The 15,872-nt window shown below is 31.7% G+C and carries 19 protein-coding genes and 1 riboswitch; of the genes, 11 read left to right on the forward strand and 8 right to left on the reverse strand.

The window, feature by feature from the left end; translation table 11 throughout:
* The first annotated feature begins 111 nt into the window (after positions 1-111).
* From galE to LC076_RS08150, 11 genes are all read left to right on the forward strand, one after another.
* Positions 112-1,161 (forward strand): UDP-glucose 4-epimerase GalE, encoded by a 1,050-nt coding sequence (gene galE / locus LC076_RS08100; protein ID WP_226667508.1) that lies wholly within the window; start codon positions 112-114, stop codon positions 1,159-1,161.
* Between the two features lie 239 nt (positions 1,162-1,400).
* On the forward strand, positions 1,401-1,700 hold the full coding sequence (locus LC076_RS08105; protein WP_226667510.1) for a DUF5658 family protein: 300 nt from the start codon (positions 1,401-1,403) through the stop codon (positions 1,698-1,700).
* Positions 1,701-1,945: 245 nt separating this feature from the next.
* Positions 1,946-3,880, forward strand: coding sequence for an asparagine synthase-related protein (locus tag LC076_RS08110; RefSeq protein ID WP_226667511.1), 1,935 nt, complete (start codon positions 1,946-1,948; stop codon positions 3,878-3,880).
* 13 nt (positions 3,881-3,893) lie between these two features.
* Positions 3,894-4,037, forward strand: a complete 144-nt coding sequence (locus tag LC076_RS08115) for a paeninodin family lasso peptide (protein ID WP_226667512.1) — start codon at positions 3,894-3,896, stop codon at positions 4,035-4,037.
* 267 nt (positions 4,038-4,304) lie between these two features.
* Positions 4,305-5,249 (forward strand): aldolase, encoded by a 945-nt coding sequence (locus LC076_RS08120; protein WP_226667513.1) that lies wholly within the window; start codon positions 4,305-4,307, stop codon positions 5,247-5,249.
* Positions 5,242-5,547 carry a lasso peptide biosynthesis PqqD family chaperone gene (locus tag LC076_RS08125; protein ID WP_226667514.1) on the forward strand — a complete coding sequence of 102 codons (306 nt, stop codon included), beginning with the start codon at positions 5,242-5,244 and terminating at the stop codon, positions 5,545-5,547. Before LC076_RS08120 ends, LC076_RS08125 begins: the two co-directional genes overlap by 8 nt.
* Positions 5,528-6,040, forward strand: a complete 513-nt coding sequence (locus tag LC076_RS08130) for a lasso peptide biosynthesis B2 protein (RefSeq protein ID WP_226667516.1) — start codon at positions 5,528-5,530, stop codon at positions 6,038-6,040. Before LC076_RS08125 ends, LC076_RS08130 begins: the two co-directional genes overlap by 20 nt.
* Positions 6,033-7,220 (forward strand): nucleotidyltransferase family protein, encoded by a 1,188-nt coding sequence (locus LC076_RS08135; protein ID WP_226667517.1) that lies wholly within the window; start codon positions 6,033-6,035, stop codon positions 7,218-7,220. The genes LC076_RS08130 and LC076_RS08135 overlap by 8 nt, the downstream gene beginning before the upstream one ends.
* An 11-nt stretch (positions 7,221-7,231) precedes the next feature.
* Complete coding sequence (locus LC076_RS08140; RefSeq protein ID WP_226667518.1) at positions 7,232-9,031, forward strand: ABC transporter ATP-binding protein; 1,800 nt, start codon at positions 7,232-7,234, stop codon at positions 9,029-9,031.
* 40 nt (positions 9,032-9,071) lie between these two features.
* Complete coding sequence (locus LC076_RS08145; RefSeq protein ID WP_226667519.1) at positions 9,072-9,209, forward strand: paeninodin family lasso peptide; 138 nt, start codon at positions 9,072-9,074, stop codon at positions 9,207-9,209.
* 99 nt (positions 9,210-9,308) lie between these two features.
* Positions 9,309-9,911 (forward strand): hypothetical protein, encoded by a 603-nt coding sequence (locus LC076_RS08150; protein WP_226667521.1) that lies wholly within the window; start codon positions 9,309-9,311, stop codon positions 9,909-9,911.
* Positions 9,912-10,068: 157 nt separating this feature from the next.
* Here LC076_RS08150 and LC076_RS08155 read toward each other — a convergent pair whose 3' ends face one another.
* From LC076_RS08155 to LC076_RS08190, 8 genes are all read right to left on the reverse strand, one after another.
* Positions 10,069-11,181 carry a nucleotidyltransferase family protein gene (locus tag LC076_RS08155; RefSeq protein ID WP_226667522.1) on the reverse strand — a complete coding sequence of 371 codons (1,113 nt, stop codon included), beginning with the start codon at positions 11,179-11,181 and terminating at the stop codon, positions 10,069-10,071.
* Between the two features lie 14 nt (positions 11,182-11,195).
* Positions 11,196-12,998 carry an ABC transporter ATP-binding protein gene (locus tag LC076_RS08160; RefSeq protein ID WP_226667523.1) on the reverse strand — a complete coding sequence of 601 codons (1,803 nt, stop codon included), beginning with the start codon at positions 12,996-12,998 and terminating at the stop codon, positions 11,196-11,198.
* Positions 12,985-13,470: a signal peptidase I gene (locus tag LC076_RS08165; RefSeq protein WP_226667525.1), complete on the reverse strand. Its 486-nt coding sequence runs from the start codon at positions 13,468-13,470 to the stop codon at positions 12,985-12,987. Before LC076_RS08165 ends, LC076_RS08160 begins: the two co-directional genes overlap by 14 nt.
* Positions 13,460-13,726, reverse strand: coding sequence for a PqqD family protein (locus tag LC076_RS08170; RefSeq protein ID WP_226667530.1), 267 nt, complete (start codon positions 13,724-13,726; stop codon positions 13,460-13,462). The genes LC076_RS08165 and LC076_RS08170 overlap by 11 nt, the downstream gene beginning before the upstream one ends.
* A complete protein-coding gene (locus tag LC076_RS08175; protein ID WP_226667531.1) occupies positions 13,726-14,508 on the reverse strand; it encodes a hypothetical protein in 783 nt (260 codons plus the stop codon). The genes LC076_RS08170 and LC076_RS08175 overlap by 1 nt, the downstream gene beginning before the upstream one ends.
* Positions 14,509-14,570: 62 nt before the next feature.
* On the reverse strand, positions 14,571-14,762 hold the full coding sequence (locus LC076_RS08180) for a hypothetical protein (RefSeq protein WP_226667533.1): 192 nt from the start codon (positions 14,760-14,762) through the stop codon (positions 14,571-14,573).
* Positions 14,763-15,042: 280 nt separating this feature from the next.
* Positions 15,043-15,378 carry a helix-turn-helix domain-containing protein gene (locus LC076_RS08185; protein WP_226667534.1) on the reverse strand — a complete coding sequence of 112 codons (336 nt, stop codon included), beginning with the start codon at positions 15,376-15,378 and terminating at the stop codon, positions 15,043-15,045.
* 114 nt (positions 15,379-15,492) lie between these two features.
* Entirely contained in the window at positions 15,493-15,618 is a 126-nt protein-coding gene (locus tag LC076_RS08190; RefSeq protein ID WP_226667728.1) for an anti-repressor SinI family protein, read from the reverse strand.
* A gap of 60 nt (positions 15,619-15,678) precedes the next feature.
* Positions 15,679-15,775, reverse strand: a riboswitch (cyclic di-GMP riboswitch).
* Positions 15,776-15,872: the final 97 nt, after the last annotated feature.

Consider the following 15,872-nt stretch of genomic DNA (forward strand, 5'->3'; position numbering starts at 1 on the left):
TAAGGAAGTTAATAATGATGAAGAGAAAGTCTTTGAAACTAATTACAATCTTCACCATTGAATGAGAACAGACTTTTAATATATAAAACTAAATTTCAGAAGGAGATAAACATGTCTATATTAATTACCGGAGGAACAGGTTATATAGGATCGCATACATGTGTAGAATTATTAAATTCGGGATATGAAATTGTCGTAATTGATAACTTATCAAATAGTAGGAAAGATTCTCTTGATCGAATTAAAAGAATAACAGGAAAAAATATAAAATTTTATCATTCGGATTTATTAAATAAAGAAGACTTACATACAATCTTTTCTGAAAACAACATCGATGCGGTTATTCATTTTGCTGGTCTTAAAGCAGTTGGGGAATCAGTAAATACTCCCTTACATTACTATGAAAACAACATTACAGGAACCTTAAACCTACTAGAGGTAATGGAAAAGTTTGGTGTGTATAGGATGGTGTTTAGTTCTTCAGCAACCGTGTATGGTACGCAAGATAAAGTGCCACTATCAGAAGATCTGCCTCTCCAGGCAACAAATCCATATGGTAGGACAAAATTAATGATCGAAGAGATATTACGGGATGTAACAATTGCAAATAGTAATTGGAGTATTGCCTTATTAAGATACTTTAATCCCGTAGGAGCCCACCCTAGTGGCACTCTTGGGGAAGATCCGAATGGCATTCCTAATAATCTGGTGCCTTATATCTCTCAGGTAGCTATTGGAAAATTGTCAAAATTAAAAGTATACGGTAATGATTATCACACCCATGATGGAACAGGTGTAAGAGATTACATACATGTTGTAGATCTTGCTTCTGGTCACTTAAAAGCACTTGAGAAGATAATGAGATCTTCAGGGATTAATGCCTATAATCTTGGAACAGGTCGAGGATACAGTGTATTGGAAATGATTCATACATTTGAGAAGGTTTCAGGTAAGGCGATTCCATATCAAATTACTGAGAGAAGACCTGGTGATATTGCTATTAGTTATGCTGATTCATCGAAAGCTGAAAAGGAGTTAAATTGGAGTGCTCAAAAGAACTTATTTGAAATGTGTGCAGATTCTTGGAGATGGCAGATACAAAATCCAAATGGCTATGAATCGACCAAAACTGAAGATAACTCAAAATTAATCTTAAATTAAATCTCATATAAAATTTTTTATAAAGTATTAACCTTTTGATTATCCATTGTGAAAAATAATAAAATGAAAGTTTAAATTTACTATTGTGTTCTTAATAAAGTTATAGTAATGTTCTTTATATAGTATTTAATTATTTATATGTATATAAATCATCTTAGTAATTATTAATAAAAATTCAGGGTGTGTTTACATTTAAACTAATGTTCGTTATAAAGAAACACTCTAAGTGAGGACCCTTTATGAAATTTATTTGTCATTACTTAGCATTAATAAATTTAGTTGATGCGCATCTAACATTTATTGGTTTATCACTTGATTTAATCGAAGAAGTTAACCCACTAATGAGAGCTCTATATGAAATGAGTCCAGTCTACTTTCTATTTACTAAATTATTGTTGTCAGCTCTATTATATTTAGTTATCTATTTTGATAAACTACCACGCTTTAGATTAATAAAAATAATAGGTGGTTTTGGTGCTTGTCTTTACACAGGAGTTATGGTTCTCCACATTGGTTGGTTATTTGAGACCTTCATTTGATTTTAATGTTAGGAGTTAATAATGTGTTTAAAAAAATATGTTCAAGATGTGTAAATTTATCGTATAGCAGCACAAAAAATGATCGATGGCAATGTCCATATTGCCTCAAGGATCTTCAATTTGAGAGAGCATTTCATATTGACCATAAAATTAACTATGTAGCTATAAGTCAACGTTTAGAGCAACTAAGAGGGATTGGGGTTTATAAAAGTCAAATGAGATAAAGGATTTTCCAGGAGGATTGGATGAGTGCAATAGCTGGAATATTTAATTTTAATCAAGGAACTGTATTAGATGAACATAGTAGTAATATGATGAGAGCTTTAGAAAAATTCCCAGCGGACGATATTCAGACATGGCAAGGAAAAGAGATCTTCTTAGGCTGTCATGCTCAATGGATTACTCCTGAATCAGAAGGGGAAAAACTCCCATTCTATAGTGAAGAAAGAAGATTAGCTATAACAGCAGATGCAATCATAGATAACCGTTTAGAGTTATTTGAAAGTCTGCAGATCTCGATTAAGAAACAACAAATGATTACTGATAGTGAGCTTATCCTTTTATCGTATGAAAAATGGGGAGAAGAAGCTCCAAACTATCTAATCGGTGATTTTGCCTTCCTTATTTGGGATGAAAAAAAGAAACAAATTTTTGGTGCGAGAGATTTTTCAGGTAGTAGAACGCTTTACTATTATAGAAATAAACAGCAAATAGCTTTTTGTACAACAATACAGCCTTTACTTTCATTACCTTATGTAAAGAAAGTAATAAATGAAGATTGGTTATCCGAATTTCTCGTTATACCAAATATGATCGATGCGCTAGATACAAATTTAACTGTTTATAAAGACATTTTGCAATTGCCTCCATCTCATTCAATTATTGTAAATAGAGATTCAATAAAATTAAAGAGATATAGCAATATTGGTGATGAAAAGAAACTAGTTTTAAAATCTGATAATGAATATGAAGAAGCATTTTTAGATGTTTTTCAAACTGCCGTAAAAGCACGTACTCGAACTAAGCATAAGGTTGGAGCGCACTTAAGTGGTGGTCTAGATTCTGGTTCTGTAGTTAGCATGGCTTCTAGATCGTTAGTAGAAGAAAACAAAAAATTATATACATATAGTTATGTTCCTGAAGAAGGCTTTCTTGATTGGACCCCAAAACATAGAATAGCAGATGAAAGACCTTTAATTAAATCGACTGTTAATCATGTAGGAAATATAGCGGATACTTATTTAGATTTCAAAGGAAGTAGCCCTTTAGATGAAATCGATGAATGGCTTGACATGATGGAAATGCCTTATAAGTTTTTCGAAAACTCTTTTTGGGTTAAAGGGATTTTCGAACAGGCAAAAAATGATGGAATCAAAAGTCTGCTGAGCGGTCAAAGAGGAAATTTTACTATATCATGGGGTCCAGCTTTAGCATATTACGCAACTCTTTTAAAACAATTGAGTTTAATGAAACTAACAAAAGAAATCCATGCATTTAGTAAAAGAAAGAATGCAGATCCTTCAAAAGTTATGAAGGCAGTTACCAAGAAGGCTTTTCCTTCAATTGAAAATTTATTAAGCAACAAACAAAGTTATCAATTTCCTACATTAATCAATTCAAATTTTGCAAAAAAAACAGATATTTATCGTAAAGTACAAGAATATGATTTTGATATAACAGGTACTAAGAAGGTAGATAATTTTGAAATTAGAAAAAAACACTTTAATCATTTATATCATTGGAATGCAACAGGTACTAGCGCTACAAAACTATCATTACGGTATTCTTTGTGGAATCGAGATCCTACAAATGATTTAAGGGTTGTTCGTTTTTGTTTGTCAGTGCCTGAAGGGAAATGTGTAACTAATGGATTTGATCGTGCGCTAATAAGAAAATCAATGTTTAATTACCTACCTGATAATGTTCGATTAAATCAACGAACGAGAGGGATTCAGGGTGCAGATTGGCTTCATAGGATGATTCCAAATTGGGATAGTTTTACTAATGAGATTTCTCAACTATTGAAAGATGAAGCCGTACTGACTTATTTTAATCGGTCTTCTCTTGAGACAGCATTTAATAAGACAAAAACTGGTGTTTTGCCTAATGCTGCTTTTGATCCTGATTTTAGAACATTAATGAGAGCATTGATTATTTATCGATTTTTAAAAATGATTTAAAGGAGGTGATAAAATGAATAAAAATGGAAAAAAGTTATGGGAAACACCTGTTTTAGAGGAATTGCATATTAAATATACTGCGCAGGGACCAGGAATTAGAGATGTTGATCTAGTTTTTGAAGATGAAGATGAAGATGGTTTTCTTAGTAAGAGCTAAATCATATTTTATACAAGTAAGCCCCTTTACAGCGTATTGGGGGCTTCTGTATAATAATACCTACGCTATATCCTCTCTAAATTTCCCTCGATTAATAAATGACAAAATTAGTTTGACAAGTAGTAAATAAGATGATAAATTTTAAATATGTCGTTCTTTATAAAGGATATATAGACTTTAAAGATAAAATTTTTTGTTCGTTCGTTCGTTATAAAGTATATTATGTTTGGCTAATAGATTGTATGAAAAAGTTGGAGGATTAGATTAATGGAGGAAATCACTTATTACAATGCTTTTGGTCTAGATATAAAAAGTGAAATTAATCTCCCTGAACTCAAAAAAGCTAAAGAGCTCAGAGAGGAAAATGACACTATAATTTTAGATCTAACCATCCAAAAAAGAGATTTATCTACGAGATGGAAAGAAGTATCGGGTTCAAATAATTACTTTTTTATGCAAGAAAATATGTTTCTGTTTAATGTACCAAATGTTGCAATTTTCCTGGTTGAAAATGGAGAAAGGATAGTTGTTTCTCCAACACATAACTCGAGTGAAGATCAGATACGTCTCTACCTCCTTGGTACATGTATGGGAGTTTTGTTTATGCAAAGAAAGATCCTCCCACTTCATGGTAGTGCTATTGATATAGATGGTAAAGCATTTGCCATCGTCGGTCATTCAGGTGCAGGTAAGTCAACTCTTGCTTCTGCTTTCATAATGAAAGGCTTTCAATTAGTAAGTGATGATGTTATACCGGTTACTTTTAATGATGGAGGTTTTCCTGTAGTAACCCCTGCTTATCCACAACAGAAGCTGTGGTTGGAGAGTTTAGATGAATTTGGGATAGAGTCTAAAAATTTCAGACCAATAATCGATCGCGAAAAAAAATTCGCCATTCCCGTAGGAAATAATTTTTCTACAAAACTATTACCTCTAGAAGGTGTAATTGAACTTGTTAAAACTAAGCATGATGAAATTGAAATAAATCAAATTCATAATTTACAGCGTCTGCAAACACTATACAGACATACATATCGAAACGTTTTTATTGAATCTATGGGACTGATGGAATGGCATTTCAAAACGTCTGCAAAATTATGTAAACATATCAAAATGTATCAATTACAACGCCCAATAACTAGATTCACCGCTCACGAATTAACAGATTATATATTAGAAAAAGTTAAAAAAGGGGAAGAAGTTTATGGATAAAATTAAAGAGATTACTAGATTACATCTTATTTGTCAAAATGAAGGAAATATAGTCAGTGATATGGATGGAGAAACAGTCATGTTAAGTATTCAAAATGGTAAATATTATAACTTAGGGGAAATAGGAGGAGCTATTTGGGAACTAATTGATAAACCAATAACAATAAATCAATTAATCAATTTATTGCTAGAAAAATATGCAGTAGATCATGCTCAGTGTGAGGAACAAGTGATAGTATTTGTTAAGTCATTATATAAACAAGGTCTAGTGAAAGTTGATGAAACTGTCGAAGTATAGTTTTGGATTAATTTACAAAGAAAAGGATAGTGAGGTTTTGAATAAACTTAAGATTTTCCTATCATTGGACTTTAAAACTAAATTGATTTTATTAGAAGCTTATTATTTTCTTGGAGTAGGTCGTTATCTTAAAAGTGTACCATTTTCAAAACTGGCTACAATGCTGGGCGAACATATGAAAGAAACCACATACGATCTAAAAGCGGATAAACAAATTCTACGAAATATATCACAATCGATAAAAATAATGAGTCCTTATACCTTCTGGGAAAGTCAATGTCTTGTTCAGGCGATTGCTGCTATGAAAATGCTAGAAAAGAGAAATATAGAGTGCACTCTTTATTTAGGGACTGCTAAGGAAGAATCAGGAGAATTAATTGCTCATGCATGGTTGCGAAGTGGGTCATTATTTATAACTGGTTTTGAAGGGAAAGACAAATTTACAGTTGTAGGAAAATTCGCTAAAACAATTGGAGGTACAGTTAATGAGTAGTGCATCCACACTTAATTTAGCAAATGTACCTAAAGAGTTATTACTTATTCTAGAGATATTAAAGAATAAGAATAATGAAGACATTCATAATCTTAAATCGGAGCTATTCAGAGGTATTGACTGGGATTTGTTTATTAAGTTGTCGAAGCATCATCGAATATATCCAATACTTTATAAAAATTTAAAGAAGTTTAACAGTGATTTAATTCCTCCATATGTTTATAAATTTTTGTCTGTTGAATATAAGAGAAATACATTCAAAATGCTTCATTTATGTGCAGAAATTGAATATATAAATAAATGTTTCAGCGAAGCAGATATACAACTTCTTTTCTTAAAGGGACCGATAATAGCTCACAGTGTATATGGAGATATATCTCTTCGTACCTCTAGTGATATTGATTTTTTAATTCCTTTAAGTCAATTGGAAAACGCTGAAGCACTTTTAGCTAATCAAGGCTATATAAAGGATGATTATATTAAAACAGTCCTAAATGATTGGAAGTGGAGACATCATCATGTTACTTACTTTCATCCAGAAAAGAAGATTAAGCTTGAAATTCATTGGAGATTAAATCCAGGTCCCGGCAATGAACCTAGTTTTGAGGAATTATGGAGAAGAAAAGCCAAAAGTAATCTTTTTGATGCTCCGACATTTTTTCTCGGATCAGAAGACTTATTCTTATTTCTTGTATCACATGGGGCACGTCATGGATGGTCTAGATTAAGGTGGCTCTATGATATTCACCTAATGTTAGAGCTAGAGATTAATTGGCAGACAACGAGTACATTACTGAAAAAGTATCAATTTCACAATTTAGGAGCACAGGCATTAGTATTAACTAGTGAGTTATTATGTTCAAAAGTAACAAATGACATGAGTTTAGTAAGTAACCATTTTCGTTCTAAAACTTTGGCGAATGATGCAATCTTTTATCTTGAGAGAATGGTAAATTTACATACAGATCCTGTGCCAGATGATGTATCACGATATCATTCCCAGCATTTATTTTCATTGATGACAATCAGAAGAAAAGCTGTATTTCTATTAAGTATTTTACATCCCTATCCAGAAGATGTTGATGTTTTACCATTACCAAAGAAACTCCATTTTTTATACTTTCCCTTGCGACCGTTTATTTGGATTTGGAAAAGGACTAGGAAACATGCATTATCATAGGGGGAAGATACTTGGTACATATCGTATATTTCTTAAAACAAATACATTCTTATAAAGGAAAGAAATTATATTTTAATTTACTAGCATCTTTGATCATTAGTGTGTTAGATGGTGTAGGGATTTTGTTGCTTATTCCATTGATTAATTTAACGGGATTGGTCAACTTCAACACTGTACAAATTCCGTTCTTACAATTATTTAACTTTATTGATTATATTCCTACTAGCTTTGTGTTACCAGTTATTTTAGGGATATACGTAATATTAGTAGTTAGTCAAGCTTACCTTCAGCGTCACATAACTATTCAAAATGCAAAAATTCAACATGGATTTCTACGGTATTTACGTATTAAAACTTATAGAGATATCATATATGCTGATTGGGATTTTTTTATCAAAAACAGGAAGTCAGATCTTATCAATATAGTTACAACAGAAGTAAATCGTTCTAGTGCTGGAACAAATTCGTTGCTACAATTTTTAACTTCATTAATATTTACTTGTTTCCAAATTGGTCTTGCCTTTATCCTTTCACCTAATATAACTATATTTTTACTTATCTGTGGAATGGCCATTATTATTCTAAACCGTCAATTCTTGAAAAAATCTATGGCTCTTGGTAAACGAAATTATACATTGGGTAAAGACTTTCTTGGCGGAATTACCGATCATTTTAATGGGATAAAAGATATTAAGTCCAACACCTTAGAAGAGTCTAGACTAAGTTGGTATGACCAACTAACAGACAAAATGAAGGATGAACAAATCGAATACACTAAAATGAAATCAATCTCACAATTATACTATAAAGTTGCATCATCAATATTAATTGCCTTATTTATATTTATAGCTATAACTATGTTTAATGCACAATCAGCTCAATTAATGTTGATTATTATTATTTTTTCTAGACTTTGGCCAAGAGTTGCTGGTATACAAAGTTCAATGGAGCAAATAGCAACAACTATTCCATCTTTTAAGGCTGTTATAAAAATACAGAAAGAAAGTAAAGAGGCATTAGAGTTTAAGAAAATTGATTACCAAAAGATAAAATCCCTACAAGTGAATAAAGATTTAGAATGTCAAAATGTATATTTCCGTTATCATAAGAATGCTTCTAGCCCTTTTACTCTCAAAGATATTAATATAGTCATACCTGCAAATAAAATGACAGCTATTGTAGGAAGATCTGGAGCGGGGAAGAGCACTTTAATTGATTTATTAATGGGTCTTAATAAGCCGGAAGAAGGGCAAATCATAGTAGATGGAAAACCATTGAGTAGTGATGATTTATTCTCATTGAGAAAAGCAATAAGCTATGTTCCACAAGAACCTTTTCTATTTAATACAACTATCAGGGAAAACTTATCATTAGTGATGCAAAAAGCTACAGACAAAATGTTATGGGAAGCATTAGAGTTTTCTTCAGCCTCTGAGTTTGTAAAGAAACTTCCAAAAGGATTAGATACAATTATTGGTGATAGAGGAATTAGGCTTTCTGGAGGAGAAAGACAAAGAATTGTTCTTGCAAGAGCTATTTTACGAAGTCCTTCCATCTTAATTTTAGATGAAGCCACAAGTGCTTTAGATAGTGAAAATGAGGAAAAGATTCAACAAGCAATTGAAAGATTACAAGGAAAGATGACAATTATCGTTATTGCACATCGTTTATCAACTATTCGAAATGCGGATCAAGTGGTTGTATTAGACCAAGGATCAGTCATACAAAAGGGTGAGTATGGTTTCTTAGCAAGCGATAAAAAGAATTTATTTGGAAATTTGTTAACTAAACAAATGGGAATAACCCCTTGAGAAAGCAGATTAAAACAGTAGTGAGAGGAGGTGTAATAAAATGAAAAAGGAATGGACCAAACCGACTATGGAGATTTTGGATTTCAGTGAAACGATGAAATTCTGGCCACCTAGAGACCCAGATCCAGATAATCCTGGAGAACCAGGGGAAGAACCTGGATCAGGTTTAGAAAGCTAAAATAGAATACCACATCAAATAGCCCTAGTTTTAGGGCTATTAATATATAAATATCATTTGATTCTTTGAACAAATTTGAAATAGAGGAGGCTAAATAACATGAGTTTTTTTAATACGAATAAATATGCTATTGACTATGAGTTAGTATCCACAGTAAAGCAGCAAAAAGAGTTTGAGAATATATGGGGATATATGTGTGCTAAAAATGGCTGGTTAAACGATCCCTATGCAAGTAATGGTGTTCGTTACAATTTAATACAACGAACAAAATGGGGATTGAAAAGAAAGAGAGTGATTGGCACGATAGAATTTATCCCTTATCATCCTGAAAACCCTAATAGTACTGTGGAGGGACCAAATAGATACCAGTTTTCAAGGTTAGATGAGATAAAGCTTAATCACCAACACATATGGGAAATTGATAAGCTATGTATACATGAAGAATATCAACGTAGGGGAATCTTCCCTATATTTATGAAAGTATTCTATGATCATTGTTCTAAGTACAATCCTAAATACTATCTTGCACTTATTGAAAAAAAGCTATTTCGTATGTTGAAAATTTCCTTTAGTTTAGCTGTAGAACAAAAAGGCGATGACATTATTGGTCCAAATACTGCTCTTATTCCAATGATCTTCGATGTAGAGAAAATGATGAAGGATAAAAATAAGGTAGATAGCTTATTATCTTTAAGAAGCTAGTGTATAGGTTTGTCGATTTTAATACAAGCTTTTTTATTTTTTTGATAGAGGATAAATAGATGTCATACTGAGCTGACCAACTCCACAAAAGTTTTTTATAGTTGAAGAAATTTAATTGTCTAAAAAGAGAGGAACCTCTTTATAGACGAGCATCCTCTTATTTTGTAATGTTATTTTTTGTGAAGGCAGAATGGAATAATCTAAAAACTCGTTGCCTTAAAAGATTAGTATAGGTTATTTTCTTATTGTTATTAACTTCAACTATTAATCCAAACTCCGAAGGAAAAAGCCATTCAAATAACGCTATACAGCGATGATAAAACGTATCAAAACTATTAAACTGATAATCAATAAAGTCTAAATATGAAATGCTTTTATTTACACTAACACCTCGAATAACTTCGTACTGCCACGTAGATCCGTATTCTTTTTTAAAAGGTAACTTCAATAAATCATTTAAATGCGGAAACTGTTGATAAACAATCGATAAAGTACGCTTAACCCGTTTGAGTGTTTTATGATTTTGGGCTATCCTAAAAAGCAATTCATAATCTATTTTATTACCAAGTCTATGAATTATCTGAATAATATCTAAAAAATGTTTCATTGAATCTAAATTATGTCTCCAAGCATGTAGAATGATAAAGTAAAATGTATAAAAACTAGAAAGTTCTTTCACATATTCGCATCCACTAACAGTAATGGCTTCGTCCCAAACTTGATTAATTGGTAGTTCACTTGTATTTTCCCTTAAGAGATTCCAGTGAATTTCTACAAGTAATGGAACTGGTGAACCTGGAATAGGTTTGCTGAAAGTTCTATGAAAATGATCTTCATCGTTTTTTTCTTCATTTATATATCCTAATTTATTAATGCATGTAATAACATCATTTAAATCTTCGCGTTTAATTAATAAATCAATATCTGAAGAGGGACGAGCTGCAAAGTCTCCATAATACTTTTCAGAGAATAGAGGACCTTTTAAAGCAATAACTGAAAGTTTGTTGTCTTCTAAAGCTGATAAAATCATGTGAGTTTGATTCTTAATCAACATGTTTTGTATGAATTGAGTTTGATACGATTTCTTTAGATGGGTTGTGAAAAAGGCAGGAAGCTCTTCTGATTTTTCTTTCTCTAATAATTTCGTATAAATTTGTGATTCGTTGTTAAAGTAAGATATATCTTCTTCTATTAGTTTATACTGTTCTTCATCAATACTACATAGATTGCTAGGTGAAGTATAAAGATTTTCGATAAAAGTCCTAATCATATTAACACCAACTTTTATAAGGCTAGAGTATTTATTTCTGTTTTATGACCTAAATTTTGAGTTTGTGTAAGTCTTTTGTACATCCCTTCCTCTTTTATAAGTGTTTCATGAGTTCCTGTCTGAACAACCTCTCCGTTATCCATCACAACGATTAAATCAGCATGTTGAATCGTAGAAAGTCTATGTGCAATAACGAGTGTTGTACGATTTTTCATTAGATGCTCTAGAGCTACTTTTACTTGGAATTCGGATTCACTGTCTAATGCAGATGTGGCTTCATCAAGTAAAAGAATAGGTGCATCTTTTAAGATAGCTCTAGCTATTGATATTCTCTGCTTTTGTCCACCTGATAATCGAACGCCACGCTCACCAATCTCTGTGTTGTATTGATTTGGTAGAGACATAATGAATTCGTGGATATTTGCTTGAATAGTCGCATTAATCATTTCTATATCAGTAACATGAGGCCGAGCTAATAGCAAATTATCTTTAATCGTTCCGTTAAACAAAAACGTCTCTTGCGCTACTAAAGCGAAAGTACTTCTTAACTCAGAAGGGGAGAGTTTGTTTATTGGCTGATTATTCATTAAGATCTGTCCAATTTGTGGTTTCCAAAATCCTTGGATTAAATGAAATAAGGTAGTTTTTCCTGCACCGCTTGGACCAACAAATGCAACTAATTTTCCTGTAGGAATGTCTAAGTTAAGATTTTTAAAAATAGTTGTATGGGAATCGTAGGAAAAAGTAACATGATCAAATGTTATTGTTTTTGGCAATTTCTCCGTTTTTTTATAAAAAGGCAAATCTTGAAATTCGGCTTCGACATCTAATACGTTAGACAGTCTTTCAACAGCTGAGGCTGAGCTTTGAAAACTGCCCCAAATTCCAGCTAGTCCTGTTAATGGATTAATAAGTTGTTGCATGAGAGTAACAAATGTCAGTAATGATCCAACCGTAATATGGCCATTGGATACAAAAAAGGCCCCAATACAAATGCTAGTAATATAAGAAATAGAGGATATGGCATCACCAACAACCAAAAATGTTCCTCGGAGCTTAGCGTTCTTCAACTCAATATCCAATAATTCTCTATTTAATTTTGCTAATTTTTTAGAGAAAGACTTTTCAAGAACAAAGGAACGTATTACAGAAAGACCCTGAAATGTTTCGGTTAGCTGGCTGTTAATGTCACCGATTTTATTAAAAATATTCCTACTGTTATTTCGAATAAGAATACCAAAGATGCCACCTATAATAATGGCAAAAGGAATGATTAATAGGCTCATAATGGATAACTGCCAGTTTATTTGTATCATATAGATGAATACAGCTATTGATACTAAAGGTAGTTGAATAAGATATATAAGGTTACTACCAATCACTCCATCAATCGAACTAATATCGTTAGTAAAATGTGTTAGTAATTCACCCGATCGTTGTTTAGATAGTTTCTTGGGAGATAACAGGAGAATTTGTTTTAAGACATGGTCTTTTAATTCTTGTCTAATATTGCTAGTGATATAAGATTCTAGAAATGTACTAAAGAAAGTAGAAAATAAACTAATCACTAATAATATTAGTATGATTAGAATTAATGATTTTAGTGTTTCGAATTCACCTTTAACAGCAGCATCAGTAATTGCTCCAAAAAACCATGCAAACCCAATCGTAAGAAAAATTTCTACAAATAAAATAATAATGAGACCAATATAAAATTTAGTGTTTTTTAAGATATAAGGACCAACTAATTCAAAAGTCTTTCGAATTCCATCAAAATGAAATTCTTTAATAATTGAATTGACTTTATCTTTTATCATACAGATGCACCTGATCTAGATTTATTCGGATTTTTCGAGTTAAATAGTATTTAATAACCCTGGATAAAATCGGGAAAAATCTAATGGAATATCCCCATAGTTTAGAAGTTAGGTTTGATGTGTAAACTGTCTTCTTAGAATTGGTAATACTTATTAAAGAGCCGATAATTTGTTCCTTACTTATTGGTTCATCATTACTTACATTTGTATCTCCTTTTAAAATGAAATGTTTTTTCCCATTTGGAAATGTTTTTTCGTACAAAAATCGGTGGGCAATTAGTTGGCCGGTTGATGAATAATATAGAAGAATGTCACCTTGTCTAACTGTCGATTCATTAAAATTAGTAAAGCGACATATGTTTCCTTTTTTTATATATGGATACATACTAATTCCGTCAGAGGGGAGGTCCATCCATCCGTATTTTTTTATTGTTGATAGCAGAAGATCTACCGTGTCTTTATCAAATTGCATGACGAACCAATCCGAAATTTATTAGTTCGCTAATAAAATCTTCAATATCATTAGAAAGAGTGCTATTTTTAATTTGATAATGAATTTCTACTAATTGTGTAATTGATTGAATAGATTGAGGGTTTTCAAGTAAAGACCAGCAATAACCACCAATCCCATTTAGCTTCGTAACTGTGAATTTATCCGTATTCATCACAATCCATTCTTCGTCTAGTTGAACAGTTTCATATTCCCTTTCTTTTATATATAAATTCATTATGAAATCAACTCCCAAAAAGTATTGTTTTTCTGAAAATGCAGACTATACATTGGAACTTTTCGTGTTAGTATACTTAATAACATTAAAATTGTTTGCACTTCTTCTTTATTTGAAGTCCAGAAGAAGACTTTATCCAATAGTAAAAGAAATCCATCAGATTTAGTTAATTTGTTCCTCTTATTTACTGGTGATTGATTAAGTAAATCGATGCTTTTTAATGAATATGTATTTTGATTATGAGTACTATTTAACTCACTGCGAAAAGGAGAATCAAAAACAGTAATGTCATCTTCTGTAATTCTAATAAGAGTCGCTTCATCTGATAAAAGTTCTCGAGGTTGTGATAAGCGAGCTGCTGTTGATTTACCTGCACCTGATTGACCTGAAAAAACACAAGCTCCATTATTGTCAATAACACATGAAGAGTGTAGAAGAATACCCCAATTATGATGAACAATAAATGAACTATATAAATTCATTAAAGCATGTTTAAATGCTAATTCGTTATGTACAAACATCTTACAAACTTCATAGTCATTATCAACTTCAATTAAGTAGTCAGCTCTTTTGAAGAGTGTCATTGAATCAGATTTAGATATTTCTACCTCATAGTTTAGGAATGATTTTCCATAGTTAGAATGAAGACTAATTTTTATATCAGGTATTTTATCATCAGACTCGAGTGGTTTAAATTGACTTAGTAATTTTTCCTCTAAATCGTTTGTTGTAAACCAAAATTCAAATACATGCTCTCCAATAATCGTACGAAAGGTACTCATTCTTATCCTCCTCTTTAAAATAAAAGACATAGGTTAACAAAAAGTTAACCTATTGTCATAATTTAAATGAATTTGTTACCTTTTGTACCTATAAAGCCCACTCCATTGGCTTTCCCACATCCTTTAGAATTACCTCTATCAGATTGTGTTTTAGGATTATGGCCTTTTCCTGGATTACAACTCTGAGCAGTTTCAAAAATAATCATTTGATGATCTAACACTAATGGACGATTTTCTTTTAAAGTAGTTGACAAATTCTTCACCTCTTACAATAATATTCTTTATAAAGAACAAAGTGAGTAGAAATAGCTACTCAATATAGTGAATTTGCACTGTGTTGTTCTCAATATAATTATATCTCTTAGAGAAAAGAATGAAAAGTATATTATTTCGACAAGAAACATTCATTATCGACAAAATAAAGTCGTTAAAAAGAACGAAAATGTTCGAGAGATGATTCAATAAAACGAACATTCACATAACAAAAAAAGCACAATCAGCAGCCCTCACCAGCCACCAATTATGCTCTTATTATCATTTATCATTATCATTCTGTAGTCGCCATTTATTAAACTCTAAAAATTCTTTGAACTGCTCCTTAGATACCCCAGATTTCATGGCATCCTGTACGAGCTTTGTCCATTCGTAGTCAAGCTCTTTAGGATCTAATTCATTTTGTTCATTTAGAAGGGTATTAACAGATACACCTAGTACGGTTGAAACTTTTTCTAAAAATTGTACAGAAGGATTTGACTGGAGATTGCGTTCAATCGAACTTAAGTATGATTTTGCAACTCCTGCTCGTTCTGCTAGTTCGGATAGAGATAAATTTTTTTGAGTTCTGTATTTTTTAATTCGTGGACCAATCACGTCAAGTCACCTTCCTTTAATAGCATGATTATAACATATAAAGAAGGTTTTGTTTTATATGAAGAACAATTTTTGAAAAAAATTTCAAGCTTAATAAACGATCAAAAATGATTTTTAAATTGTTTGTACATTCGGTCTTTTGTTTTTGAAAAAGTCCTGTATTTCATCCACACTAATCCCAACCTCAAGAGCTTCTAGAATTAATTCTACCCATTCTTGATCCAATTCACCATCATACATTATTTTATCAACAATTTTGCTATTCAACTTTTTACCCTCCTAAAATACTTCGCCTGTATTTCAGGCAGCCCAGCCATCATAATTCACTTTTTTTTATCTGAACGGAAGACCTGTGACTTTGCGTCCCTATTTTTCAATAGGTTTGCCCTTGAACTGATTAAATTGTCCTGATTATGAATCTGGTTTATTACCTTAGTCTCTCTTATATGTATATCTATATCACTAATCTTATTATAAAAAGGAATTTTTAGTAA

The organism is Metabacillus litoralis, from assembly GCF_020524045.1.
Taxonomy (GTDB): Bacteria; Bacillota; Bacilli; order Bacillales; family Bacillaceae; genus Metabacillus; species Metabacillus litoralis_C.

Excerpts from the sequence above, each read along its gene's own strand:
- LC076_RS08130 (WP_226667516.1), top strand. The coding sequence starts at position 5,528 with ATGAAACTGTCGAAGTATAGTTTTGGATTAATTTACAAAGAAAAGGAT.
- galE (WP_226667508.1), top strand. The coding sequence starts at position 112 with ATGTCTATATTAATTACCGGAGGAACAGGTTATATAGGATCGCATACA.
- LC076_RS08190 (WP_226667728.1), bottom strand. The coding sequence starts at position 15,618 with ATGTATGATGGTGAATTGGATCAAGAATGGGTAGAATTAATTCTAGAA.
- LC076_RS08105 (WP_226667510.1), top strand. The coding sequence starts at position 1,401 with ATGAAATTTATTTGTCATTACTTAGCATTAATAAATTTAGTTGATGCG.
- LC076_RS08150 (WP_226667521.1), top strand. The coding sequence starts at position 9,309 with ATGAGTTTTTTTAATACGAATAAATATGCTATTGACTATGAGTTAGTA.
- LC076_RS08175 (WP_226667531.1), bottom strand. The coding sequence starts at position 14,508 with ATGAGTACCTTTCGTACGATTATTGGAGAGCATGTATTTGAATTTTGG.
- LC076_RS08135 (WP_226667517.1), top strand. The coding sequence starts at position 6,033 with ATGAGTAGTGCATCCACACTTAATTTAGCAAATGTACCTAAAGAGTTA.
- LC076_RS08120 (WP_226667513.1), top strand. The coding sequence starts at position 4,305 with ATGGAGGAAATCACTTATTACAATGCTTTTGGTCTAGATATAAAAAGT.
- LC076_RS08125 (WP_226667514.1), top strand. The coding sequence starts at position 5,242 with ATGGATAAAATTAAAGAGATTACTAGATTACATCTTATTTGTCAAAAT.
- LC076_RS08110 (WP_226667511.1), top strand. The coding sequence starts at position 1,946 with ATGAGTGCAATAGCTGGAATATTTAATTTTAATCAAGGAACTGTATTA.
- LC076_RS08115 (WP_226667512.1), top strand. The coding sequence starts at position 3,894 with ATGAATAAAAATGGAAAAAAGTTATGGGAAACACCTGTTTTAGAGGAA.
- LC076_RS08160 (WP_226667523.1), bottom strand. The coding sequence starts at position 12,998 with ATGATAAAAGATAAAGTCAATTCAATTATTAAAGAATTTCATTTTGAT.
- LC076_RS08165 (WP_226667525.1), bottom strand. The coding sequence starts at position 13,470 with ATGCAATTTGATAAAGACACGGTAGATCTTCTGCTATCAACAATAAAA.
- LC076_RS08145 (WP_226667519.1), top strand. The coding sequence starts at position 9,072 with ATGAAAAAGGAATGGACCAAACCGACTATGGAGATTTTGGATTTCAGT.
- LC076_RS08170 (WP_226667530.1), bottom strand. The coding sequence starts at position 13,726 with ATGAATTTATATATAAAAGAAAGGGAATATGAAACTGTTCAACTAGAC.
- LC076_RS08155 (WP_226667522.1), bottom strand. The coding sequence starts at position 11,181 with ATGATTAGGACTTTTATCGAAAATCTTTATACTTCACCTAGCAATCTA.